Origin of the sequence: Pseudomonas weihenstephanensis, from assembly GCF_016812185.1 — a bacterium.
GTDB lineage: Bacteria > Pseudomonadota > Gammaproteobacteria > Pseudomonadales > Pseudomonadaceae > Aquipseudomonas > Aquipseudomonas weihenstephanensis.
This window is the reverse complement of the sequence record NZ_JAAEBV010000003.1, coordinates 37777-59708: the sequence shown is the minus strand read 5'-3', so window position 1 is coordinate 59708 and position 21932 is coordinate 37777. Positions and strand designations below refer to the sequence as shown.

Genomic DNA, 21932 nt, shown 5'->3' with positions numbered 1-21932 from the left:
ACGAGGCTGTTGTGTCCAAAGGTATTGTTCTATCGGTTCTGGCATCGAGCCTGTTCGGTGTCATGTATTACTTCACATCCCTGCTCTATCCCTTGAGTGGTGCTGAAATTTTCGGTTGGCGGATGCTCCTTACCTTGCCCTGCATGAGCGTATTCATGTTTTTCTCCGGGGACTGGCGGCTGGTTCCGGCGATAGTTTCCCGTCTGCGCCAACAACCCATGCTCTGGGGCGGCCTGATAGCCTCCAGTGCGTTGGTGGGTGTGCAATTGTGGCTGTTCCTGTGGGCACCATTAAATGGCCACAGCCTCGACGTGTCGCTGGGCTACTTCCTGTTACCGCTGACCATGATCCTCACCGGCCGTTTGGTGTATGGCGAACGCTTGTCGCGTTTGCAAAAGATCGCTGCCGCACTGGCTACCCTGGGCGTGGCCAACGAGGTCTATCGTGTGGGCGGTTTCTCGTGGACCACGCTATTGGTTGCGATTGGATACCCGCTCTACTTCGTGCTGCGCAAACGTATAGGCACCGATAACCTCGGCGGCCTCTGGTTGGACATGCTGTTGTTGATGCCTGTGGCGTTCTTGTTCGTGCAGGGGGGTGAGCATGGCTTTGATGTCGCCAGTCAGCGCTCTGCGCTGTATACGCTTATCCCGCTGCTGGGGGTGATCAGCGCACTGGCCTTGATCAGCTACATCATGGCCAGCCGCATGCTGGCATTCAGCCTGTTCGGGTTGCTCAGTTACGTCGAACCGGTGCTGTTGGTCTGTGTCGCCTTGCTGCTGGGTGAGAGCATCAATTCGGGTCAGTGGCTAACGTATCTGCCGATATGGCTGGCGGTGCTGGTGCTGATTTTTGAAGGGTTCAAGCATTTGGTGCGTCAGAGAAAATCAGTCTAGGAAGGTGCGTACTGGGCCTGAGCATGACCGTTAGTCTTTTTTTTTGAAAACACGAACGCTCGTTTAAAACGTCTTTGGCCCAGTATTTGCTTGGAAGTTACACGCATTACCTGTTTGGCTAGGTTTAAAAGCCAACTTATTGGTTTAAAAGAGATTTGCCAATGATGTTCCACAGCCTCAAGCTACGTGCCCACTCACACGAGTAACGCTGTAGATCCATTGAGGTTGTTGTGTCTAAAGGTATTGTTTTATCGATTTTGGCGTCGTGCCTGTTCGGCGTCCTGTACTACTTCACGTCTGTGCTCTGGCCGCTCAACGGTCAAGAAATCTTCGGCTGGCGCATCCTGATTTCGCTGCCCTTCATGACACTGTTTATCTGCCTCAGCGGCGACTGGAAATGGGTGCCGCTCATATTTCAGCGCTTGCGCGCCCAACCGGCTCTGATCCCTTGCGTCGCCGTCACCAGCTTTCTGGTGGGCCTACAGCTGTGGATGTTTATGTGGGGGCCTTTGAATGGCCACGGGCTGGATGTGTCGCTGGGTTATTTCTTGCTACCACTGACCATGATTCTCACTGGACGCATCGTGTATGGCGAACGCCTCTCGCGCCTGCAAAAAATCGCCACCGCCCTGGCCGTGGTCGGGGTTGCCAACGAGTTGTACCGTACCGGTGGTTTTTCATGGACCACGCTGGTGGTCGCCATCGGCTACCCGATGTATTTCGTGCTGCGCAAGAAAATCGGCATCGACAACTTGGGCGGGTTGTGGCTGGACATGCTGTTGATGGTGCCGGTTGCGCTATGGTTTGTACTTGCCGGCGAGCATGTTGATCTCGATGCGCAGCGCCCGCTGTTGTTCGCGCTCGTTCCGCTGATGGGTATTATCAGTGCCGCCGCAGGTTTTGCTTACATCTTGGCCAGCCGCTTGCTGCCGTTTAGCCTGTTCGGCCTGCTCAGTTACGTCGAACCGGTGTTACTGGTGGCCGTCGCCCTGTTGCTGGGCGACAGCCTGGAAGAAGGGCAATGGCTGACCTACGGACCGATCTGGCTGGCCGTCGGGGTGCTGGTGCTCGAAGGCCTCAAGCATGTGAGCCGCCAGCGCCGCTCTCTCTAAGTCAGGCAGGCAGCCACAGTCTAAAGCGCGCCCCACCCAGGGGGGATTGCTCAAGCTTTAACGTACCGCCCTGGGCTTCCAGGGCGCGTCGACTGATGGCCAATCCAAGTCCAAAGCCCCCCGTTGCGCGGTCCCGGCTGCGATCCAGGCGGTAGAACGGTTCAAAAACCCGCTCGCGATCCACCTCGGCAATGCCAATACCGTCGTCGTCCACCCATAACTCACAGCCTTGGGGTGTGACATTGACCCCTACTTGAATGCGGTGATCGCAATAGCGCATGGCATTGCGCAGCAGATTTTGCAGCGCGCGCGCTGTCAGCCGGGGATCAAGGGCAAATCGGGCCTGAGTCCCTTGCATCAACACGTCCAGCACAATGTCCGGGGTTTCGAGCGCTTCATCGAAACTGCCAAGAATGCTGTCAATGAACTCGTCCAGCGACACATCGACACGTTCCGGCACCAACGTCGGGTTTTTCAGGCGACTGAAGGACAGCAGCTCCAGCACCAGCTCATCCAGCTCGCGTATGTGGCCAACCAGCACCAGCAGGCGGTCGCGGCTGGCAGGCGGCAGGTCATCGCACAGCACCAGCGCCAGGCCGAAATCGAGCCGGGTCAGGGGCGTTCTCAGTTCGTGAGACACCGCATTGAGCAGGTCGCGCTGCTGGTTGAGCAGGCTTTCGATGTCTTGCGCCATGGTGTCAAAAGCGCTGGCCAGCGCATGAACATTGGAACGTGGCGAGATGTGGGTGCGCGCGCTCAAGTGGCCCTGGCCAATCTGTGCGGCCGTGCGCTTGAGCCGCTCAAGGTCACGCCAGTGCGGACGCAACCACAGCAACAGACAGGCGAGCAAGGCTGCGCCGATCAAAACGTTGATGCTCCAGTACAACACGTTCATGTCGAACGGGTCGGGGGGCATCACCAGCTCAATCGCTTGTTGTCGGTTCAGGGGGGAAACCACTAATGTGCGCCAGCCCCACTCGCCGATGCGCAGCACACCTTGGCCTTGCTCCAGTTGATGGCGCTCCCGGGCGTTGAATTTAGGGTCGTTGATCGACAGTAAATTGACCCGCAACGGGGAGAATTTCGTGTCCAGCTCGCGGGCCAGTGTTGGCCACTGTTCAGCGGGTAACGGGTGGAACTGTTTGACCAGAAGGGTTTGCATGCCACGGGACATGTCGACGTTGTAATGCATGAAACGCTCGTGAAACACCGTCACGATCAGCTCCGGCACCAGATAAATGGCTGCGCCGAAGGTCACCATCGTGACCAGATAAAGCCGTAGCAGAACCTTGAACATCGCTCAGCATTCCCACTCGGAACGGCTGAACAAATACCCTTTGCCCCACACTGTTTTGATTTTGCGGGCTTCGCCCGCGCAATCGTCGAACTTGCGCCTCAATTTGGAGATGGCCACATCAACGGAGCGGTCTGTGCCATTGAATTCAATACCGCGTAAACGCTGAAGAATCTGATCGCGGCTGAGCACTTCTCCGGCATGCCTTGCCAGCACCACGAGCAAGTTGTACTCCCCGCTGGACAACTCGATGTCCTGGCCTCGCCAGCATACGGTGCGCTCAGAAAGGTCGATGCACAGGTTGCCAATCAGGATTCGGTCATTGGCCATTTGTGGCTCAATCAGGCTGCTGCGGCGCAATAAAGTGCGTACTCGCGCCAGTAGCACACGCGGCTCGCAAGGTTTTGTCACATAATCGTCGGCACCCATCTCTAGCCCTAGCACCTGATCATGACTATCGTCGCGGGCCGTCAACATCAGGATCGGCAGACTGGCCGAGTCGTTGCGCAACAAACGGCACACTTGCAAGCCATCAAGGCCCGGCAACATCAAGTCAAGAATAACCAGGTCTGGCGGGTTACTTTTGGCTCGATCACGTACCTGATCGCCACGAGCAATCACGCTGACTTCATAGCCATTACGCTCCAGGTAGCTGGCAATCAGCTCCGAGAGCGCAGCGTCGTCTTCGACCAGCAAAATAGTGGGCATAATAAATGCTTACAACTTGGGGAAACCCAAAGGATATACAACCTCACATGGATAGGAGCATAACCTTCACACTTTTTCACACACCTCCTACACAGATTCACAACGCCTCTTGCGTGCTGCGCTTAGCATTCGCAAGCACTTACAGAACCATCCTGCATTTATAAGAAGGCACGCTCATTGAAAAAGCTCTTTGCCCCGCTATGCCTTTCAGCGCTGGCACTGGCCCTCGGCGGTTGCGGCAAAAGCCCCGACGCTGAACAGAAAGCGCCCTTGGTCAAGGTACGCACCGAAGTCATTACAACCGCTCCCCTGTCGATCAATAACGAGTTGAGTGGGCGGATCGTTGCACCACGCGTGGCGCAGGTCAGCGCCCGCGTCGCGGGGGTCATCCTTAAGCGCGTGTATGAGGAAGGCAGTGAGGTCAAACGCGGTGAGGTGTTGTTCTTAATTGACCCTGCGCCGTTCAAGGCAGACCTGGACAGCGCGCAAGCCGCTCTGCGTAAATCCCAAGCGCTGGCCCTGCAAGCCAGGCAGCAAGATGAACGCTACAGCGCACTGATTGAAAGCAGTGCCATCAGCCGTCAGGAATACGATAACGCCCGTGCCCAATCGCAACAGGCGCAAGCCGATGTCGCCGCAAACAAGGCTGCTGTGCAGCGCGCCCGCCTGAATTTAGGCTATGCCACCGTAACAGCCCCTATTTCCGGGCGCATCGGTCGGGCATTGGTCACGGAAGGCGCGTTGGTCGGTCAGGGAGAAGTCACCCCGCTAGCCCGCATTCAGCAACTCGACCCTGTGCACGTCGACCTGACTCAGTCCACGCGCGATCTGGACAACTTGCGTGAATCATTTCGCGCTGGTGAGCTGCAACAAGTGGGGGCCCATCAAGCTCGCGCCACGCTAGTCCGCGACAACGGCAGCCTCTACCCCTTGCCCGGTAAATTGCTGTTCACCGATATCAACGTCGATCCCAGCACTGGCCAGGTGGTTCTGCGCAGCGAATTTCCCAACCCCGATTACGACTTGTTGCCTGGCAGCTTTGTGCGCGTGCGCCTGGAGCAGGCGATGAACAAGCAAGGCATCAGCGTGCCGCAGCGCGCCATTTTGCGAGACAGTGCTGGCGTGGCGCAGGTGTTGCTGATTGAGGCGGACAACCGCGTCAAGCAACACCCCGTGCAACTGGGCAATGCACAAAATGATCGCTGGATTGTTAACAGCGGCCTCAAGGCCGGTGACCGCATTGTCATTGAAGGTCTGCAACACGCGCGCCCCGGCGAGCAGGTACAGATCGATGACCCCGCACTCCCTCTCGTACACTCCACGGATCAGTGAGCATGCCGCAGTTCTTTATCGATCGGCCTATCTTTGCCTGGGTCGTCGCGTTGTTCATTGTGTTGGCCGGCGCATTGGCCATCCCGCAACTGCCGGTGGCCAAATACCCCAACGTGGCGCCGCCTAAAGTCGAAATCTACGCCGTCTACCCCGGCGCCTCGGCCCAAACCCTGGACGAAAGCGTGGTCAGCCTGATTGAGCAAGAGCTCAACGGCACCGACGGCCTGATGTACTTCGAATCCCAAAGCAGTTTGGGCAGCGCAACCATTACCGCCACGTTCAAGCCGGGGATTGACCCCGAAATGGCGCAGGTGGATGTGCAAAACCGGCTCAAAGCCGTGGAGTCTCGTCTGCCGCAAGCGGTGATGCAGCAGGGTTTGCAGGTCGAGAAAGTGTCCTCCGGCTTTTTGATGCTGGTGACCTTGACCGCCAATGACAGCCCGCTGGATGAGGTCGCGCTCAGCGATTACCTTGCGCGCAACGTGATGAACGAAATCAAGCGCATCGAGGGCGTGGGCAAGGCCCAGCTTTATGGCGCAGAACGCGCCATGCGTGTCTGGATCGATCCACAAAAGCTGATTGGCTTTAACCTTACGCCTGCCGATGTCAATCAGGCGATTGCCAATCAGAACGCTCAAGTTTCAGCGGGCAGCATTGGTGACTTACCAGGGCGCCCCACCCAGGAAATCACCGCGACGGTGCTGGTCAAGGGTCAGTTGTCGACGCCTGAAGAGTTTGGCGACATAGTGCTGCGCGCCAACCCCGACGGCTCGACAGTGCGCGTGCGGGATGTGGCGCGCGTAGAAATCGGCAGTCAGGAATACCAGTACGGCACTCGCCTGAATGGCAAAACGGCCACCGCGTTCAGCGTTCAATTGGCGCCCGAAGCTAACGCCCTGAGTACGGCGACATTGATTCGCGCCAAAATGGACGAGTTGAGCCGTTACTTCCCGTCCGGGGTCGAATACAGCATTCCCTACGACACTTCGCCGTTTGTGAAGGTTTCGATTACCAAAGTGATGTACACCCTGGTCGAAGCCATGGTGCTGGTGTTTGCCGTGATGTTCCTGTTTTTGCAGAACGTGCGCTACACGTTGATTCCGACACTGGTGGTGCCTGTCGCCCTCATGGGCACGTTTGCCACCATGCTGGTCCTGGGGTTTTCGATCAACGTGCTGACCATGTTTGGCATGGTGCTGGCCATCGGGATTCTGGTGGACGATGCCATTGTGGTGGTGGAAAACGTTGAGCGGATCATGGTCACAGAAGGGCTGTCGCCCCGTGAGGCCACGCGCAAAGCCATGACCCAGATCAGCGGCGCCATCATCGGTATAACGCTGGTGCTGGTCGCCGTGTTTATTCCTATGGCGTTTATGCCGGGTTCGGTGGGGGTGATTTATCAGCAATTCTCGCTGTCGATGGCCACCTCCATTTTGTTCTCGGCCTTCCTTGCGCTGTCCTTGACCCCGGCGTTGTGCGCAACGCTGCTCAAGCCAATCGCCAAGGGTGAACACCATGCCAAAGGCGGGTTTTTTGGCTGGTTCAATACACGCTTCGAGCGTATGTCCCAAGGTTACGAGCACTGGGTGGTGCACGTCATCAAGCGCAGTGGCCGCTACTTGTTGCTCTACGGGGCGCTGCTCGTGATCTTGGTGCTGTGCTTTGCCCGTCTGCCCTCCTCGTTCTTACCCGTGGAAGACCAGGGCTACACCATCACCGATATCCAGTTACCGCCGGGAGCCAGTCAGGGCCGCACAATAAAAGTCGCCGAGCAGATTGAAGCCCACAACGCAGGCGAGCCTGGCGTGGGCAATACGACGATGATTCTGGGGTTCAGCTTCTCGGGTAACGGCCAAAACGCGGCACTGGCGTTCACAACGATGAAGGATTGGTCAGAGCGCGGCGCCAAGGACTCTGCCTCGGCCATTGCCGATCGAGCGAATGCCGCCTTCAGCGAGCTAAAAGACGCCGTGGCGTTTGCCATCCTGCCACCGCCAGTCAGTGGCTTGGGCACATCCAGCGGCTTCGAATTCCGCCTGCAAGACCGTGGCGGCGCAGGCTACGACGTACTGATGCAAGCGCGTACCGAACTGTTGGCGCTGGCCGAGAAAAGCGCGGTGCTGGCTAATGTGCGTGAAAGTGCGCTGGCAGAAAGCCCGCAAGTACAACTGGAGGTTGATCGCAAGCGTGCCAACGCGTTGGGCATCTCGTTTGCTGACATTGGCAATGTGCTGTCCACGGCGGTTGGCTCGGCGTATGTCAATGACTTCCCGAACCAGGGCCGTATGCAGCGCGTGGTGGTTCAGGCCGAGGGCGATCAGCGCAGTCAGGTTGAAGACTTGCTCAAGATCAATGTGCGCAACAACTTGGGGAAAATGGTGCCGCTTTCAGCGTTTGTCGAAGCGCGCTGGATTCAAGGGGCTTCTCAGTTGACGCGCTATAACGGTTACCCGGCCATCAGCATTTCGGGTGAAGCCGCATCGGGCCACAGCACAGGCGAAGCGATGGAAGAGATCCAGCGCCTGGTCGCTCAATTACCAGCAGGCATGGGCATGGAATGGACCGGTCTGTCCCTTGAAGAAAAAATCTCGGGCGCACAGGCGCCGATTCTGCTGGGCCTGTCATTGCTGGTGGTGTTCCTTTGCCTGGCGGCGCTATATGAAAGCTGGTCGATTCCTACGGCGGTACTGTTGGTCGTGCCGCTGGGCGTTTTGGGTGCTGTGCTGGCAGTGACCTTGCGAGGAATGCCTAACGATGTGTTTTTCAAAGTGGGCTTGATTACGATCATTGGCTTGTCAGCCAAGAACGCGATTTTGATCATTGAGTTCGCCAAAACGCTGTATGACGAAGGTCATGACTTGGTGGACGCCACCGTGCAGGCCGCCCGCTTGCGTTTGCGACCGATTGTAATGACATCGCTGGCGTTTATTCTCGGTGTGGTGCCCTTGGCGATTGCCACCGGTGCAAGCTCCGCGAGCCAGCAGGCAATCGGTACGGGGGTGATTGGCGGCATGATTGTGGCAACACTGGCAGTGGTGTTTGTGCCCGTCTTCTTCGTCGTGGTGATGAAACTGGTCAGAAGCAAATCGCGATCGCTTTAAGCGTCCACCGCGCGTGCTAAGGTGCAGCAATACCGAGTAACAGGGATTGTTTATGCCGCATCTTGCACGCACTCATCCTCGCCTGACCGCTGCCACTGTGTTGGGGGGCGCGGTTGGTATCTTTGCTCCTGCTGCGACGCTGACGTCTAAATTTTTGCTGGGATGGAACGCCGGTGTCTGGCTGTATTTAGCGTTGACGCTGTGGTTGGTTATTCGCTCCAAGGCCCGTGACGTGAAGCGCACAGCCGAGGTTGAAGATGAAAATGCCAGCATGGTGCTATTCACGGTGTGTATTGCTGCCGTGACCAGCCTAGCGGCCATCACGCTTGAGCTGTCAGGCAACAGCAAACTGAGCGATACCGATCAGATCATGCATTACGCCTTTACCGGCATGACCATCGTCGGCTCGTGGCTGATGATCGGGGTTATTTTCAGTTTGCATTACGCGCGCTTGTTCTATAACAACGAGGGGCCTGAACCGGCGCTGCGCTTCCCGGAGGGCGAACTGAGCCCTGATTATTGGGATTTTATGTATTTTTCTTTCACGCTCAGCGTGGCGGTGCAAACGGCGGACGTCGCCATTGCGACGCGCGAGATGCGCAAAGCAGTCCTTGCTCATTCGTTGTTGGGTTTTTTGTTCAACACCGCGGTCCTCGGGTTTTCGATCAATATCGCGGCAGGCTTGTTTTAAACCCATAAAAAAACGCCCAACCGACACAGCGGATGGGCGTTTTTTTTACACGTGTTGTCAGTCTGCTGTCAGTACGCCACGACGCACCTGGTCGCGCTCAATGGACTCGAACAGCGCCTTGAAGTTGCCTTCGCCAAAACCGTCGTCGCCCTTGCGCTGGATAAATTCGAAGAACACCGGCCCCATCAGGGTTTCGGAGAAGATCTGCAACAGCAAACGTTGATCGCCTTTATCGGATGAACCGTCCAGCAGGATGCCCCGCGATTGCAGCTCATGCACCGGCTCGCCGTGATTAGGCAGGCGGCCTTCGAGCATTTCGTAGTAGGTCTCTGGCGGCGCGGTCATGAAACGCATACCGATTTTCTTCAGTGCATCCCAGGTTTTAATCAGGTCATCACTGAGGAAGGCGACGTGCTGAATGCCTTCGCCATTGAACTGCATCAAAAACTCTTCGATCTGCCCTGCACCTTTGGACGATTCTTCGTTCAAGGGGATACGGATCATGCCGTCCGGGGCCGTCATGGCTTTGGAGGTCAGGCCGGTGTATTCGCCCTTGATGTCGAAGTAGCGAATTTCACGGAAGTTGAACAGTTTTTCGTAGAAATTAGCCCAGTACGCCATGCGGCCGCGATACACGTTATGGGTCAAATGGTCGATGATTTTCAGGCCAGCGCCCACCGGATGGCGATCCACACCTTCGATGAACACAAAGTCGATGTCATAGATCGAACTGCCTTCACCGTAACGGTCGATCAAGTACAGCGGCGCGCCGCCGATACCTTTGATCGCTGGCAGGTTGAGTTCCATCGGACCCGTCGGGATTTCGATCGGTTGCGCGCCCAGTTCCAATGCACGGGAATAGGCTTGCTGGGCATTGCGTACACGAAACGCCATGCCGCACACAGACGGGCCGTGTTCAGCCGCGAAGTAGGACGCCACACTGTGCGGCTCGTTGTTGAGGATCAGGTTGATGTCGCCCTGACGATACAGATGCACGTCTTTTGAGCGATGGGTGGCCACTTTGGTGAAACCCATGATTTCAAAAATGGGTTCGAGTGTATGGGGGACCGGCGACGCGAATTCAATAAATTCAAAGCCCATCAAGCCCATTGGGTTTTCGTATAGATCAGCCATGTTGGTGCCTCATCAGTGTCATTTTTAGAATTAACGCAGGGTTATTTGCTAAGAATGCAGAGGCTGACGGGCGGTGCGCAGGAAATGCCACGTACACTGCGCGCAAGGAAATCACCGTAGATCAGTTGGAACCCGAGTGTCTTCATGTCGACCCATCTCTATACGGGCGGGGCTTCTGCTTGCAGAAGTCATTATTCTTGTATGCGTAAGCGGATTCTACATGGCGTAATCATGTTTGTCCCGGCCACCTTTAAATTAGTCGCCTCGTGATGCTAGCCTTTCACGATTTGCGCCTATTCTCTCTACATCGTCTTTATTTGCACGCTCAGGAACTTGAATGCCTTTAACGCTGAAATTGACCCGCACGTGGACAGATCGTTACGCGTTGATTGTACTCAGTGGCTTGCTGCCCGTTGTACTTGGCTTGTTCATCCTGGCGTGGCAGGCCAACCGCTCGCTGGAACTGATTGCCCTGCATACCTCTGAGGAAGCAGCCCGGCAATTCGATCAAATGCTCGACAATGCAGCCTTGGCCGCCGATGTGGTTTTACCGCTGGCTGGGCAAGAATGCGCACAAGTCGAATTGGCGTTGCGTGATCAAGTGACACGCCGCCCTTTTGTGCGCTCGGTTAATTTGGCCTGGGACAATAAGCTGTATTGCACCTCCTTGTTCGGCCGCTTCAAGGAGAACGTAAATCCCGGCGATTACACCGCAGGCACATTGTGGTTAATGCCCGGTAATCCCGTTACACCTTATGAACCTTTACTGGTATTGCGCAAGCAGAACGGGCACCAGAGTGTATTGGTGAGCCTGTATGGCTTTCATTTAGTCAATGTGCTGGGGTTGATCAACCCTAAAACACATTTATTGATTCAAGTGGGTAACACCTGGATAGACCGCTATGGTCTAGTTAGCAACGCCGCCCTGCCTGAATATCCCGTGGCGCAAGTCAGTCACCCCTCCGCGCAATACCCCTACCGCGTCGTGGCAGGTTTTAGTGAGGGTGAAATTGGCCGGTACGCCGTTGTGGAATATCCCGTATTGATGGGATTACTGGTTTTTCTGGGACTGATATCAGCGGGGACAGTGCACTGGCTGCAAAAGCGTGCGTCATCACCCAGTCATGAACTACAGCGTGGCCTAGAGGCGGGTGAGTTCATTCCTTATTTCCAGCCGATTGTGCGCAGCGACACGCAGGAGTGGGCAGGAGTCGAAATACTCATGCGCTGGCAACACCCGCGAGAAGGATTGGTTCGCCCTGATCTGTTCATTCCGTTCGCGGAGCATAGCGGCCTAATCGTACCGATGACACGATCGCTCATGCAGCAAGCTGCAACCTTGCTCTCACCCCAAGCAGCGAATCTGACGCAGGGCTTTCATATTGGCTTCAATATCACCGCCCGCCATTGTCAGGACTTGGGATTGGTGGATGACTGCCGAGCCTTTTTAAAAGCGTTTGCACCCGGCCATATCAAACTCGTACTGGAGCTGACAGAGCGAGAGTTGATCGTGCCAAGCGATGTGACGCTCCAATTGTTCGCTGAACTGCACGCGATCGGCGTAATGATCGCGATCGATGACTTTGGCACCGGGCATTCAAGCCTCACGTATTTACGCGAATTCAACGTTGATTACTTGAAAATTGATCAGAGCTTTGTCGCCATGATCGGTGTCGATGCATTATCCAAACACATTCTCGACACTATCATTGAGCTGAGTGCAAAGCTGGAACTGGGCGTTGTGGCTGAAGGCATCGAAACCGAAGAGCAACGCGACTACTTGACCTCGCGCGGGGTCGAGTTTCTTCAGGGTTATCTGTTTTCACGCCCGCTGCCACCGGAGCAATTCATTAAATCGGTGCAGGCGCGACCACAACAAACAATGAACTAAAAACAGGGGGGAGTAGAACTTGCAGAGCGGCGCAGCACTGTCACCGTGAAGGGCCATTGGCACTTTGCAAATTAACAACTACAATTTTTTGACTGATGACAGAACACCTTAATACTCGTTTCGCCGAGTCCAGATTCAGGCTGAACGACGGTAAAACTATTGTGTCCATGCCATGTGGCTAATACATCATTCATCTCATCGGTTTAGCCTGCCGACCTACGATTGGAGTAATGACTTTGTCCAGACTTGCTGAATTTCGCGCTGCCGAAAAGGCGCTACAAGAACAGTTGGCGCAGTTAGAAGCCTTAAAGAATGATGCCGGTTTGAAAAAGGAGATTGAGTTCGAGCAGAAGCTCCAGGGGTTGATGAAGTCTTACAATAAAAACGTGCGGGATATTATTGCCATTCTTGATCCAGGCCCCACGACGTCCAAAACATCATCAGCCCCCAAACAGCGGAAGGCGCGTGTGCTCAAGGTGTATCAAAATCCGCATACCGGCGAACTCATTGAAACCAAAGGCGGCAATCACCGCGGGCTTAAGGCCTGGAAAGAGCAATACGGGGCCGCCACTGTAGAGACCTGGGTTCGTACCTGATGCATTTTGTTTCCCCTGCCCCGCCCTGTCCTGCAGAGTTTTTTTCCTTTTCAGGATAAATACACCGCCACAGAGAAGACGTTGTTTACACGCACTCAAGGCTTTATCGGTTTGTTCATGCATCGCTGAAATGAAGAGTTGCGGCTTATTGACTGCGCAACTCGACCAATAGTCGTAGACATGCCCTTATTCACATTTTTTTCACATCGCACGTATCAGGATGGAGGCTGCTAAAGGACTAGCGCCCCATGCCCGCTTCGGCGGGCTTCTTTTTGCCTGAAATTTACCTAAATCCCCATTGCGAATCCGATGCGCCATTTCACGTTTTCCTAAAACCCGTTTGGCGCACGACGTCACATTCCGTATCATTCGCCCATCACGCTCACCGCAGCGACCGATCACCCAAGCAATACATTCGGAGGGTTCATGAGCCTGCAAGACCTGAACAACATCTCTGGCGTGACTGCCGCTCCAGATAGCGCTACCCAAAATTTCGTTTTCAATCACACCATGTTGCGTGTGAAAAACATCGAGAAGTCCCTGGATTTCTACACGCGGGTGTTGGGTTTTTCGCTGGTCGAAAAGCGCGACTTCCCTGACGCTCAATTCAGCTTGTACTTCCTTGCGCTGGTCGACAAAGCGCAAATCCCGTCCGATGACGCGGCTCGCACCGTGTGGATGAAGTCGATCCCCGGCATTCTCGAACTCACTCACAACCATGGTTCTGAAACAGACGATAGTGTTGTTTACCACAACGGCAATACGGACCCGCGCGGCTTTGGTCACATCTGCATTTCGGTGCCTGACATCGTGGCTGCGTGTGAGCGCTTCGAAGCGCTGGGTGTGGATTTCCAAAAGCGCCTGACCGATGGCCGCATGAAGTCGCTGGCCTTCATCAAAGACCCGGATGCTTATTGGGTCGAGATTATTCAGCCCACCCCGCTGTAAAACGCAGGCAATAAAAAACCCATGATTGCTCATGGGTTTTTTATTGCCAATTAATCAGTCGGGAGCTGAAGTGCGTATCAAGTGATCGAATGCGCTCAGGGATGCTTTGGCGCCCTCACCGACCGCAATCACAATTTGCTTGTAAGGCACTGTGGTAACGTCACCGGCGGCAAAAATGCCGGGGATTGAAGTTTCACCGCGCGCATCGACAACAATCTCGCCGCGAGGCGTCAATTCAATCGTGCCTTTGAGCCAGTCGGTGTTAGGCAGCAAACCGATTTGCACAAAAATGCCTTCCAGTGCGATGTCACGCACCTCGCCAGACTGGCGCTCTTTGTAGCGCAAACCGTTGACTTTCTGCCCGTCACCCGTGACTTCAGTGGTTTGGGCGTTGGTAATCACGGTCACGTTAGGCAGGCTGTTGAGCTTGCGCTGCAACACCGCATCGGCACGCAGCTTGGTATCAAACTCAAGCAACGTCACATGCGCAACGATACCGGCCAAATCGATGGCGGCCTCAACACCTGAGTTACCCCCACCAATCACCGCGACACGTTTACCCTTGAACAGTGGGCCGTCGCAGTGTGGGCAGTAGGCTACACCACGGCTGCGGTACTCTTGCTCGCCCGGCACATTCATTTCACGCCAGCGTGCACCCGTCGCTAAAATCAGTGTCTTGGCCTTGAGCGAGGCACCGCTGGCGAATTTGACTTCGTGCAACTCGCCCGCTTTGCCAGGGATCAACTGATCCGCACGTTGCAGGTTCATGATGTCCACGTCGTATTGTTTGACGTGCTCCTCCAGTGCCGTGGCCAGTTTGGGTCCTTCAGTCTCTTGAACCGAGATAAAGTTTTCGATGGCCATCGTGTCAAGGACCTGACCGCCAAAGCGTTCAGCTGCCACCCCCGTACGAATACCTTTGCGGGCCGCGTAAATTGCAGCCGCCGCACCGGCCGGGCCGCCGCCAATCACCAGCACATCAAAAGCGTCTTTGGCGCTGATTTTTTCGGCCTGGCGTTCAATCGCGCTGGTGTCCAGCTTGCCGAGGATTTCTTCGAGACCCATACGGCCCTGACCAAAGTTAACCCCGTTCAGGTACACGCTTGGCACTGCCATTACTTGGCGCTCGGTCACTTCGTCCTGGAACAAAGCACCGTCAATCGCAACGTGGCGAATGTTCGGATTGAGTACCGCCATCAGGTTCAACGCTTGAACAACGTCCGGGCAGTTCTGGCACGAGAGCGAAAAATACGTCTCGAAGTTGAACTCGCCTTTAAGCGAACGGATTTGCTCAATCACTTCTGCACTGGCTTTCGAGGGATGGCCGCCGACTTGCAGCAAAGCCAGTACCAGCGAGGTAAATTCGTGGCCCATTGGGATGCCTGCAAAACGCAGGCTGATGTCGCCGCCCGGGCGATTCAACGAGAACGAAGGCTTGCGCGCATCGGTGCCGTTGTCCAGCAAGGTGATCTGGCTGGAAAGGCTGGCGATTTCTTTCAGCAAGTCATGCATTTCACGGGATTTCGCACCGTCGTCGAGCGAAGCAACGATCTCGATTGGCTGGGTAACCCGCTCCAGGTATGACTTCAACTGAGCTTTTAGATTGGCGTCCAACATACGGGCGATCTCCTTTAACGTTAAGACTGTGTAAAAAAAACGCCCGAGCGAATGTCGCCCGGGCGTTTTGAGGGCGATGCAGCTTACAACTCAGGTGCGGGTCACCGCCCTTGGCTGGCTCACAGGCTTAGATCTTGCCTACCAGGTCCAACGATGGAGCGAGGGTGGATTCACCTTCTTTCCACTTGGCTGGGCATACTTCGCCCGGGTGTGCAGCAACGTACTGAGCCGCTTTGATTTTGCGCAGCAGCTCGGAAGCGTCACGCCCCACACCGCCATCGTTCAGCTCAACGATTTTGATCTGACCTTCCGGGTTGATCACGAACGTACCGCGGTCAGCCAAGCCAGCTTCTTCGATCAGCACGTCGAAGTTGCGCGAGATCGCCAGTGTTGGGTCACCGATCATGGTGTACTGGATTTTGCCGATGGCTGGCGAGGTGTTGTGCCAGGCAGCGTGAGCGAAGTGAGTGTCAGTCGACACGCTGTAGATTTCTACGCCGAGCTTTTTGAACGCTTCGTAGTTATCAGCCAGGTCTTCCAGCTCGGTTGGGCAAACGAAGGTGAAGTCAGCTGGGTAGAAGAACACAACGGACCATTTGCCTTTCAGGTCGGCGTCCGACACTTCCACGAAGCTGCCGTTTTTGTAAGCAGTGGCTTTGAACGGTTTTACTTGGCTGTTGATGATAGGCATCGTTGTCTCTCCGTCAGGGTTTAAAAGTTGATGGGGTGAATCCTAACAACACATTTTGTATCAGGCTCATTGGGAAAGCTGATGCAGGTGATTGGTTTTGGCTATCAGGTCACTGTATTAATAGAAGAAACCTGAATCTGACTATCACCCTTTGCGCACCCTCGCCTCTTGATCCCAATCAGTGACCGATACTTTTTTCAGTGGTGACGCTCATCCCGGTAAACGGGGTCGCTTCAACATAGCGCATCGCTGACTTTACGTCCTTCCAGCCGACGTAATTCATTAGCGACTTCAAATCCCAGCCACTTTGATGGGCCCATGTCGCAAAACCACGGCGCAATGAGTGGCTGGTGTACTGTTCGGCAGGGATACCTGCGCGCTCAAGTGCTTGGCGTAATAGCGCAATCACACTGTTGGCGTGCAAGCCCTCCTGCGCCAGGTTGCCCCAGCGATCAATCCCTCTGAACACGGGGCCACGCACCAAGGCCGATACATTGAGCCATTCGATATAGGCGCGCACCGGACACAACCGTAACAGCGCTGGCGTCTGGAAGGTTTTGCCCAGGTTATCGCGATCGCCCTTGCTGCGCGGCACGTACAGCGTGATACCCGCGCCTTGCACAGCTTGTACGTGCTCGATCTGCAAGCGGCACAGTTCATCGCTACGAAACCCGCGCCAAAAACCTAGCAAGATCAGTGCGCAGTCACGCCTGGCGCGCAGCAGTCCGGGGTGATCCTGGTTGGCCCGCGCGGTCTGTGCTTCGTCCTCAAGCCAGTCGACCACTTTTTCCAGGTGTTGCAGCTGCAACGGTTGCGCTTGTTTTTCCTGCGCCGGATGCAGCGCGCGAATGCCCTTGAAAACCTTGCGCACCACTGGCGCCTTTGTGGGGTCGGCGAAGCCTTGGCTGTTGTGCCACTGAGCTATGGCCGAAAGGCGCAGTTTCAAGGTGTTGAGCGAGAGTTGTCCTGCGTAATTGACCAGGTAGCGCGCCACGCTGTCGCTGGTAGCCGGCAGAAAGCCACCCCAGGTCACTTCGAAATGCTCAATTGCAGCACGATAGCTGCGACGGGTGTTGTCGCGGGTCGCCGCGTTTAGGTAGCGATCCAGATCGCTCATGGGGTAGTTCTCTTGGCGGGTGTACTGAAAACAGGCCCTAAAAACGAATCCAAGGCTCTGGCACGGGATAATACCAGTATATCCCGCCTTAAGATCACGAATAAAAGACAGGATTTATAAAACAATATAGTATGTAATTACATGATACATACCACAGTACATAATCGTAGGAGACAGCCATGGCCCGTGGCGGCGTTAACAAAGCAGTGGTCCAAATTGCGCGCACAGCAATCCTTGCCCGTGGCGAACACCCGAGCATCGATGCTGTACGTATTGAAATGGGCAATACCGGCTCAAAAACCACCATTCACCGGTATCTAAAGGAGCTGGACGAGAGCGATACGCGCCGCGGCGTATCGCATGCCGAGCTGGAGGATGAGCTGGCTGAACTGGTCGCCCGCCTCGCCCATCGCTTGCAGGTACAGGCCCAGGAGCCGATAGATCGCGCCCAGGCTCATTACGAGCAACTTAAAAACCAGTTGCAAGATCAGCTGTCCGAGGCCCAGCAAGCGCTGGGTGTTTTGCAGCAGCAACTGGAGATTCAGGCGCAAGCCTTGACTGAGGAAACCGCAAGCCTGGCGTCAACGCGCTCTATGCTGCAAACCGAGCAGACGCGCAACGCCGCCCTGAATCAAGCTTGCAGCGACTTTGAGCTACGCCTCAAGGATCGCGACGAACAAATCAGCTCGCTGGAAGAAAAACACCTGCACGCGCGCGACGCCCTTGAGCACTACCGTAACTCGGTCAAGGAGCAACGCGAGCAAGATCAGCGCCGGCATGAAGGTCAAGTTCAGCAAGTTCAGATGGAGTTACGCCAGGCGCAACAAAGTGCGCTGGTACGCCAGGACGAAATCACCCAATTGCACCGTGATAACGAGCGCGTACACAGCGACAGTCGCGCCCTGGCCAAGGAGTTGCAGCACGCCAATGCTCAGCAACACAAAACCAGCCAACTCAATGAGCAGATGAACAAGCAATTAAGCCTGCTGGACAGTGAGCGCACACTGCTTCAGGAGCGCCTGCGCGTGGCCACTCAAGAAAGCGAGGTTTTGAGACAGGCTTACGCGCAATCGCAGCAGGCTCAAACGGAGCTGACAATGCAAGCGATGAAAGCGCAAGCGGCACTTGAGAGCTTCAAGGCACAGAAAGAAGCCCAAAGCAGTGCGAGGGATGCGACACCCGAGGAGTAAGCCAGCCAGACCTACCTGCCGGTGAGGCCGCAACAACACAGCCTCACCAGTGGTGGTTTGATTGCTTAACGCTTAAGCGGCGTGCGCATGGTGACGAATTCTTCAGCGGCGGTAGGATGCACGCCAATGGTTTCATCAAAGTGCTGCTTGGTTGCGCCTGCCTTCAATGCAATCGCCAGTCCTTGCACAATTTCCCCGGCCTCAGGGCCAACCATGTGGCAGCCCAGCACCTTGTCGGTGTTGGCATCCACCACCAGTTTCATGAATGTGCGCTCCTGGCAATCGGTCAGGGTCAGCTTCATTGGGCGGAAACTGCTCTCGAAGACCTGTACCGCATGCCCCTCTTCAATTGCTTGCTCTTCGCTCAAACCGACGGTGCCGATATTGGGCAGGCTGAACACCGCTGTCGGGATCATCGCGTAATCCACCGCACGATATTGCTCAGGCTTGAACAGGCGACGCGCAACCGCCATCCCCTCCGCCAATGCAACGGGCGTCAATTGCACGCGCCCAATCACATCACCAATGGCCAGAATCGAAGGTTCAGCCGTCTGATACAGGTCATCCACCTCAACAAAACCGCGCTTGTCGAGTTTTACACCCGTGGTTTCCAGTCCGAGGTTGTCGAGCATTGGGCGGCGCCCCGTGGCATAGAAAATACAGTCCGCTTCCAACTCTCGACCATCCTTGAGCGTGGCTTTCAAACTGCCATCTGCTTGCTTGTCGATGCGCGCAATGTCGGCATTGAACTGAATGTCCATGCCGCGCTTGGTCAGCTCTTCATGCAAATGCTTACGCACTGCGCCGTCAAACCCGCGCAGGAACATGTCGCCGCGGTAAAGCAGCGATGTTTGCGCGCCCAAGCCATGGAAAATCCCGGCGAACTCAACAGCGATGTAACCACCACCCACTACCAGTACACGTTTAGGCAGCTCTTTGAGAAAGAAGGCTTCATTGGAGCTGATTGCGTGCTCACGGCCAGCAATTTCGGGGATCTGCGGCCAGCCGCCGGTGGCAATCAAGATGTGCTTGGCGCTATGGCGCTGACCATTGACCTCAATTTCGTTGGGGCCGGTAATACGGGCATGGCCTTCGATCAACGTAACGCCGCTATTGACCAGCAGGTTGCGATAGATTCCATTGAGTCGATTGATTTCACGGTCTTTGTTGGCAATCAGGGTAGCCCAATCAAAACTCGATTCGCCCAAGGTCCAGCCAAAACCAGACGCCTGCTCAAAGTCCTCAGCAAAATGTGCGCCGTAGACCAGCAGTTTCTTCGGCACGCAGCCGACGTTGACACACGTCCCCCCCAGATAACGGCTTTCAGCCACCGCTACTTTTGCACCAAAACCGGCCGCAAAGCGCGCAGCGCGTACGCCGCCCGAACCCGCACCAATGACAAACAAATCAAATTCGTAGGACATTTCTATCTCCTGAGCAGTCCATCAGCATAATCGCTCCAGCACGATTGAACAGCGCGCGGGCGTTGTTGAAGACGAAAAACGAGAAAGCCACCCGTAGGTGGCTTTCTGTTGAAGCAGTCAGCAGGCTCGCTCTACTTAGTAGGCTTTGCCGGTTTTGTAGAAGTTCTCGAAGCAGAAATTAGTCGCTTCAATGTAGCCTTCAGCGCCGCCGCAGTCGAAACGCTTGCCTTTGAATTTGTAGGCGATTACGCAACCGTTTTGCGCCTGTTTCATCAAGGCATCCGTGATTTGAATTTCACCACCTTTGCCCGGCTCGGTCTGCTTGATCAGCTCGAAGATGTCCGGCGTCAAAATGTAGCGGCCAATGATCGCCAGGTTTGACGGTGCATCTTCCGGCGCAGGCTTCTCAACCATGTTGCGCACGCGGTACAGATCGTCACCGATCAAGTCGCCAGCGATCACGCCGTACTTATTGGTCTCTTGAGGGTCAACCTCTTGAATCGCGATGATGGTGCAGCGGTACTGGTTGTACAGCTTGACCATCTGGGTCAGCACACCGTCACCTTCCAGGTTGACGCACAAATCGTCTGCCAGCACGACTGCAAAGGGCTCGTCACCAATCAGCGGACGGCCAGTCAGGATGGCGTGGCCCAAGCCTTTCATTTCGGTTTGGCGGGTGTAAGAGAAAGAGCACTCGCTCAGCAGGCGACGAATACCGACCAGATACTTCTCTTTATCGGTGCCCTTGATCTGGTTTTCCAGCTCATAGCTGATGTCGAAATGGTCTTCCAGCGCTCGCTTGCCGCGACCGGTCACGATGGAAATTTCGTTCAAACCAGCATCCAGTGCTTCTTCAACGCCGTACTGGATCAGTGGCTTGTTTACCACCGGCAGCATTTCTTTAGGCATCGCTTTGGTCGCTGGCAAAAAGCGAGTGCCATAGCCGGCTGCTGGGAACAAGCATTTCTTGATCATATGAGTCCTTAAAAGGGCTGTGCGTACGAATTTGGCGCAGTCTAATCAGGCGGCAGCGACGTTACAATGCCCCCGATAGCATACTGATGCCAACATAGAGAAAATTTGTGCCACTTAGTTCCTTTGTGACTTATTTTTCATGCTTTGGATCGCTGTCTTGAACCTATGAAGCGTCGACAGGGTCTGCTTGGACGTAACGGCCATTGAGTATGCACCAGAGCACGCCACGGCTGTTTGACGGTACTATTGTGCACTTTCAAATCAATGAGCACGCCTCACAATGTCGGATATCAAAAGTGTCAACGGTTACCTGATCAAAGAAGTTACATCGGGCGCATGGTGGGTACTGGACGCAGCCCAGGCGCAGGTAGCGGGCCCTTTTGCCTCTGAAACCAGCGCCATGGAAGTGGCTGCTGTGCTTCAAGATCAACCTGATGCGCCTGCACGCAAACGTAAAAACAAAATCTGACCCTTATTTCGCGGTAACTGGCACTCAATGAAAAAGACCCTGATAGCTGTACTGCTAGCCCTTGGCGGCTGCGCCACTGCATCCAATACCTACCTGCCGGATGGCAAGCAAGGGTTGAGCATAGACTGTTCTGGCGAAGCCATGTCTTGGGGCAAATGCTATGAAAAAGCCGACGCCTCGTGTGCCGGAACGGGATACACCATTGTGGGCACCGATGGCTCATCAACTGTCCAGGACAGTGAAAAAACCCTGGGGGTCGATGTCGGTAATTTCACAAGCCGGACTGTCGTGGTGATGTGCAAATAATTAGCACCTGCCTGGCGTCAGATATGCACTTCGACGAACTTGATCCCGAGCGAGCGAATGGTTTCGACCAGCGCATCCAGACTCTCGAACGACTCAACTTCGTCGTTGTTGTCAACTAAAAAGAAGCTACGCCCTGCACTCTTCTTGAAAAATACGATCCACTCCCCCGTCGCCGCCGGGTTTTGGATGGCATGGGTCGCTGTAATGCTGCCCTCGGCATGTCGCTGCTTGACGTGTTCTCGCTTCATCGCGTTCTCCTGAAAATTGGCGCCCAAGCTCAGGGCTTCAGCACCGGTACATCTAAATGCGCGCAGTTTACTGAAGACTTCAGTCCATCAGCACTGAGCGTTTGACCTCCAACGCTGCCGCCACGTCACCTGCTTTGACGCGGCACCCTGGTCATCAGGCGAAAAAAAGCCTGACATCACGTAAAGCGACGC

20 protein-coding genes are annotated in these 21932 nt (G+C 55.3%); 11 read left to right on the top strand and 9 right to left on the bottom strand.

The genetic code is table 11. The annotated features are described in order from the left end of the window. The first annotated feature begins 11 nt into the window (after positions 1-11). Both rarD (GYN01_RS10980) and rarD (GYN01_RS10975) read left to right on the top strand, forming a co-directional pair. On the top strand, positions 12-896 hold the full coding sequence (rarD, locus tag GYN01_RS10980) for an EamA family transporter RarD (RefSeq protein ID WP_048402338.1): 885 nt from the start codon (positions 12-14) through the stop codon (positions 894-896). A gap of 230 nt (positions 897-1126) precedes the next feature. Then, positions 1127-2008, top strand: coding sequence for an EamA family transporter RarD (rarD, locus tag GYN01_RS10975; RefSeq protein WP_048364817.1), 882 nt, complete (start codon positions 1127-1129; stop codon positions 2006-2008). Between the two features lies 1 nt (position 2009). Here the strand turns inward: rarD (GYN01_RS10975) and GYN01_RS10970 are convergent, their stop codons facing one another. Next, the gene (locus GYN01_RS10970) at positions 2010-3305 is read right to left on the bottom strand and encodes an ATP-binding protein (RefSeq protein ID WP_048364816.1); all 1296 of its coding nucleotides are present in this window, start codon (positions 3303-3305) and stop codon (positions 2010-2012) included. A gap of 3 nt (positions 3306-3308) precedes the next feature. After that, on the bottom strand, positions 3309-4010 hold the full coding sequence (locus GYN01_RS10965) for a response regulator (protein ID WP_048402336.1): 702 nt from the start codon (positions 4008-4010) through the stop codon (positions 3309-3311). Between the two features lie 177 nt (positions 4011-4187). On the opposite strand from GYN01_RS10965, the gene GYN01_RS10960 reads away from it, so the two are divergent. Genes GYN01_RS10960 through GYN01_RS10950 form a run of 3 tightly spaced genes read left to right on the top strand, consistent with a single transcriptional unit; the run spans position 4188 to position 9134 of the window. Further along, positions 4188-5342: an efflux RND transporter periplasmic adaptor subunit gene (locus tag GYN01_RS10960; RefSeq protein ID WP_048364814.1), complete on the top strand. Its 1155-nt coding sequence runs from the start codon at positions 4188-4190 to the stop codon at positions 5340-5342. 2 nt (positions 5343-5344) lie between these two features. Beyond that, complete coding sequence (locus GYN01_RS10955) at positions 5345-8443, top strand: efflux RND transporter permease subunit (RefSeq protein WP_048364813.1); 3099 nt, start codon at positions 5345-5347, stop codon at positions 8441-8443. Positions 8444-8495: 52 nt separating this feature from the next. Beyond that, entirely contained in the window at positions 8496-9134 is a 639-nt protein-coding gene (locus GYN01_RS10950; protein WP_203307043.1) for a DUF1345 domain-containing protein, read from the top strand. Between the two features lie 57 nt (positions 9135-9191). Here the strand turns inward: GYN01_RS10950 and hppD are convergent, their stop codons facing one another. Then, the gene (hppD, locus tag GYN01_RS10945; protein ID WP_048402334.1) at positions 9192-10268 is read right to left on the bottom strand and encodes a 4-hydroxyphenylpyruvate dioxygenase; all 1077 of its coding nucleotides are present in this window, start codon (positions 10266-10268) and stop codon (positions 9192-9194) included. A 337-nt stretch (positions 10269-10605) separates the two neighbouring features. Here hppD and GYN01_RS10940 point away from each other — a divergent pair, with 337 nt between their 5' ends. The 3 genes from GYN01_RS10940 to gloA all read left to right on the top strand — a co-directional run bounded on the left by GYN01_RS10940 (position 10606) and on the right by gloA (position 13703). Continuing rightward, complete coding sequence (locus GYN01_RS10940) at positions 10606-12159, top strand: EAL domain-containing protein (RefSeq protein ID WP_203307042.1); 1554 nt, start codon at positions 10606-10608, stop codon at positions 12157-12159. A 236-nt stretch (positions 12160-12395) separates the two neighbouring features. Then, a complete protein-coding gene (locus GYN01_RS10935) occupies positions 12396-12755 on the top strand; it encodes a histone-like nucleoid-structuring protein, MvaT/MvaU family (protein WP_048365095.1) in 360 nt (119 codons plus the stop codon). A gap of 426 nt (positions 12756-13181) precedes the next feature. After that, complete coding sequence (gene gloA / locus GYN01_RS10930; RefSeq protein WP_048364809.1) at positions 13182-13703, top strand: lactoylglutathione lyase; 522 nt, start codon at positions 13182-13184, stop codon at positions 13701-13703. 54 nt (positions 13704-13757) lie between these two features. On the opposite strand, the gene ahpF is transcribed toward gloA, so the two are convergent. The 3 genes from ahpF to GYN01_RS10915 all read right to left on the bottom strand — a co-directional run bounded on the left by ahpF (position 13758) and on the right by GYN01_RS10915 (position 17128). After that, positions 13758-15320: an alkyl hydroperoxide reductase subunit F gene (ahpF, locus tag GYN01_RS10925; RefSeq protein ID WP_048364808.1), complete on the bottom strand. Its 1563-nt coding sequence runs from the start codon at positions 15318-15320 to the stop codon at positions 13758-13760. 127 nt (positions 15321-15447) lie between these two features. Next, on the bottom strand, positions 15448-16011 hold the full coding sequence (gene ahpC / locus GYN01_RS10920) for an alkyl hydroperoxide reductase subunit C (protein WP_048364807.1): 564 nt from the start codon (positions 16009-16011) through the stop codon (positions 15448-15450). Between the two features lie 178 nt (positions 16012-16189). Further along, positions 16190-17128 (bottom strand): site-specific integrase, encoded by a 939-nt coding sequence (locus GYN01_RS10915; RefSeq protein WP_048402332.1) that lies wholly within the window; start codon positions 17126-17128, stop codon positions 16190-16192. Positions 17129-17307: 179 nt separating this feature from the next. On the opposite strand from GYN01_RS10915, the gene GYN01_RS10910 reads away from it, so the two are divergent. Further along, positions 17308-18318: a DNA-binding protein gene (locus GYN01_RS10910; protein WP_048402331.1), complete on the top strand. Its 1011-nt coding sequence runs from the start codon at positions 17308-17310 to the stop codon at positions 18316-18318. Between the two features lie 65 nt (positions 18319-18383). Here the strand turns inward: GYN01_RS10910 and gorA are convergent, their stop codons facing one another. Next, positions 18384-19742 (bottom strand): glutathione-disulfide reductase, encoded by a 1359-nt coding sequence (gene gorA / locus GYN01_RS10905; RefSeq protein WP_048402330.1) that lies wholly within the window; start codon positions 19740-19742, stop codon positions 18384-18386. Positions 19743-19877: 135 nt separating this feature from the next. Then, positions 19878-20717 carry a UTP--glucose-1-phosphate uridylyltransferase GalU gene (galU, locus tag GYN01_RS10900; RefSeq protein WP_003445709.1) on the bottom strand — a complete coding sequence of 280 codons (840 nt, stop codon included), beginning with the start codon at positions 20715-20717 and terminating at the stop codon, positions 19878-19880. A 280-nt stretch (positions 20718-20997) separates the two neighbouring features. On the opposite strand from galU, the gene GYN01_RS10895 reads away from it, so the two are divergent. After that, positions 20998-21186 (top strand): hypothetical protein, encoded by a 189-nt coding sequence (locus tag GYN01_RS10895; RefSeq protein ID WP_203307041.1) that lies wholly within the window; start codon positions 20998-21000, stop codon positions 21184-21186. A 27-nt stretch (positions 21187-21213) separates the two neighbouring features. Next, complete coding sequence (locus GYN01_RS10890) at positions 21214-21492, top strand: hypothetical protein (protein WP_048364802.1); 279 nt, start codon at positions 21214-21216, stop codon at positions 21490-21492. 17 nt (positions 21493-21509) lie between these two features. Here the strand turns inward: GYN01_RS10890 and GYN01_RS10885 are convergent, their stop codons facing one another. Beyond that, positions 21510-21740: a hypothetical protein gene (locus GYN01_RS10885; protein ID WP_048364801.1), complete on the bottom strand. Its 231-nt coding sequence runs from the start codon at positions 21738-21740 to the stop codon at positions 21510-21512. Positions 21741-21932 lie beyond the last annotated feature (192 nt).

Coding starts and splice junctions, on each gene's coding strand:
- hppD (WP_048402334.1), bottom strand. CDS start 10,268: ATGGCTGATCTATACGAAAACCCAATGGGCTTGATGGGCTTTGAATTT.
- gloA (WP_048364809.1), top strand. CDS start 13,182: ATGAGCCTGCAAGACCTGAACAACATCTCTGGCGTGACTGCCGCTCCA.
- ahpF (WP_048364808.1), bottom strand. CDS start 15,320: ATGTTGGACGCCAATCTAAAAGCTCAGTTGAAGTCATACCTGGAGCGG.
- GYN01_RS10955 (WP_048364813.1), top strand. CDS start 5,345: ATGCCGCAGTTCTTTATCGATCGGCCTATCTTTGCCTGGGTCGTCGCG.
- GYN01_RS10950 (WP_203307043.1), top strand. CDS start 8,496: ATGCCGCATCTTGCACGCACTCATCCTCGCCTGACCGCTGCCACTGTG.
- GYN01_RS10910 (WP_048402331.1), top strand. CDS start 17,308: ATGGCCCGTGGCGGCGTTAACAAAGCAGTGGTCCAAATTGCGCGCACA.
- GYN01_RS10895 (WP_203307041.1), top strand. CDS start 20,998: ATGTCGGATATCAAAAGTGTCAACGGTTACCTGATCAAAGAAGTTACA.
- GYN01_RS10885 (WP_048364801.1), bottom strand. CDS start 21,740: ATGAAGCGAGAACACGTCAAGCAGCGACATGCCGAGGGCAGCATTACA.
- ahpC (WP_048364807.1), bottom strand. CDS start 16,011: ATGCCTATCATCAACAGCCAAGTAAAACCGTTCAAAGCCACTGCTTAC.
- GYN01_RS10970 (WP_048364816.1), bottom strand. CDS start 3,305: ATGTTCAAGGTTCTGCTACGGCTTTATCTGGTCACGATGGTGACCTTC.
- gorA (WP_048402330.1), bottom strand. CDS start 19,742: ATGTCCTACGAATTTGATTTGTTTGTCATTGGTGCGGGTTCGGGCGGC.
- GYN01_RS10940 (WP_203307042.1), top strand. CDS start 10,606: ATGCCTTTAACGCTGAAATTGACCCGCACGTGGACAGATCGTTACGCG.
- galU (WP_003445709.1), bottom strand. CDS start 20,717: ATGATCAAGAAATGCTTGTTCCCAGCAGCCGGCTATGGCACTCGCTTT.
- GYN01_RS10965 (WP_048402336.1), bottom strand. CDS start 4,010: ATGCCCACTATTTTGCTGGTCGAAGACGACGCTGCGCTCTCGGAGCTG.
- GYN01_RS10890 (WP_048364802.1), top strand. CDS start 21,214: ATGAAAAAGACCCTGATAGCTGTACTGCTAGCCCTTGGCGGCTGCGCC.
- GYN01_RS10915 (WP_048402332.1), bottom strand. CDS start 17,128: ATGAGCGATCTGGATCGCTACCTAAACGCGGCGACCCGCGACAACACC.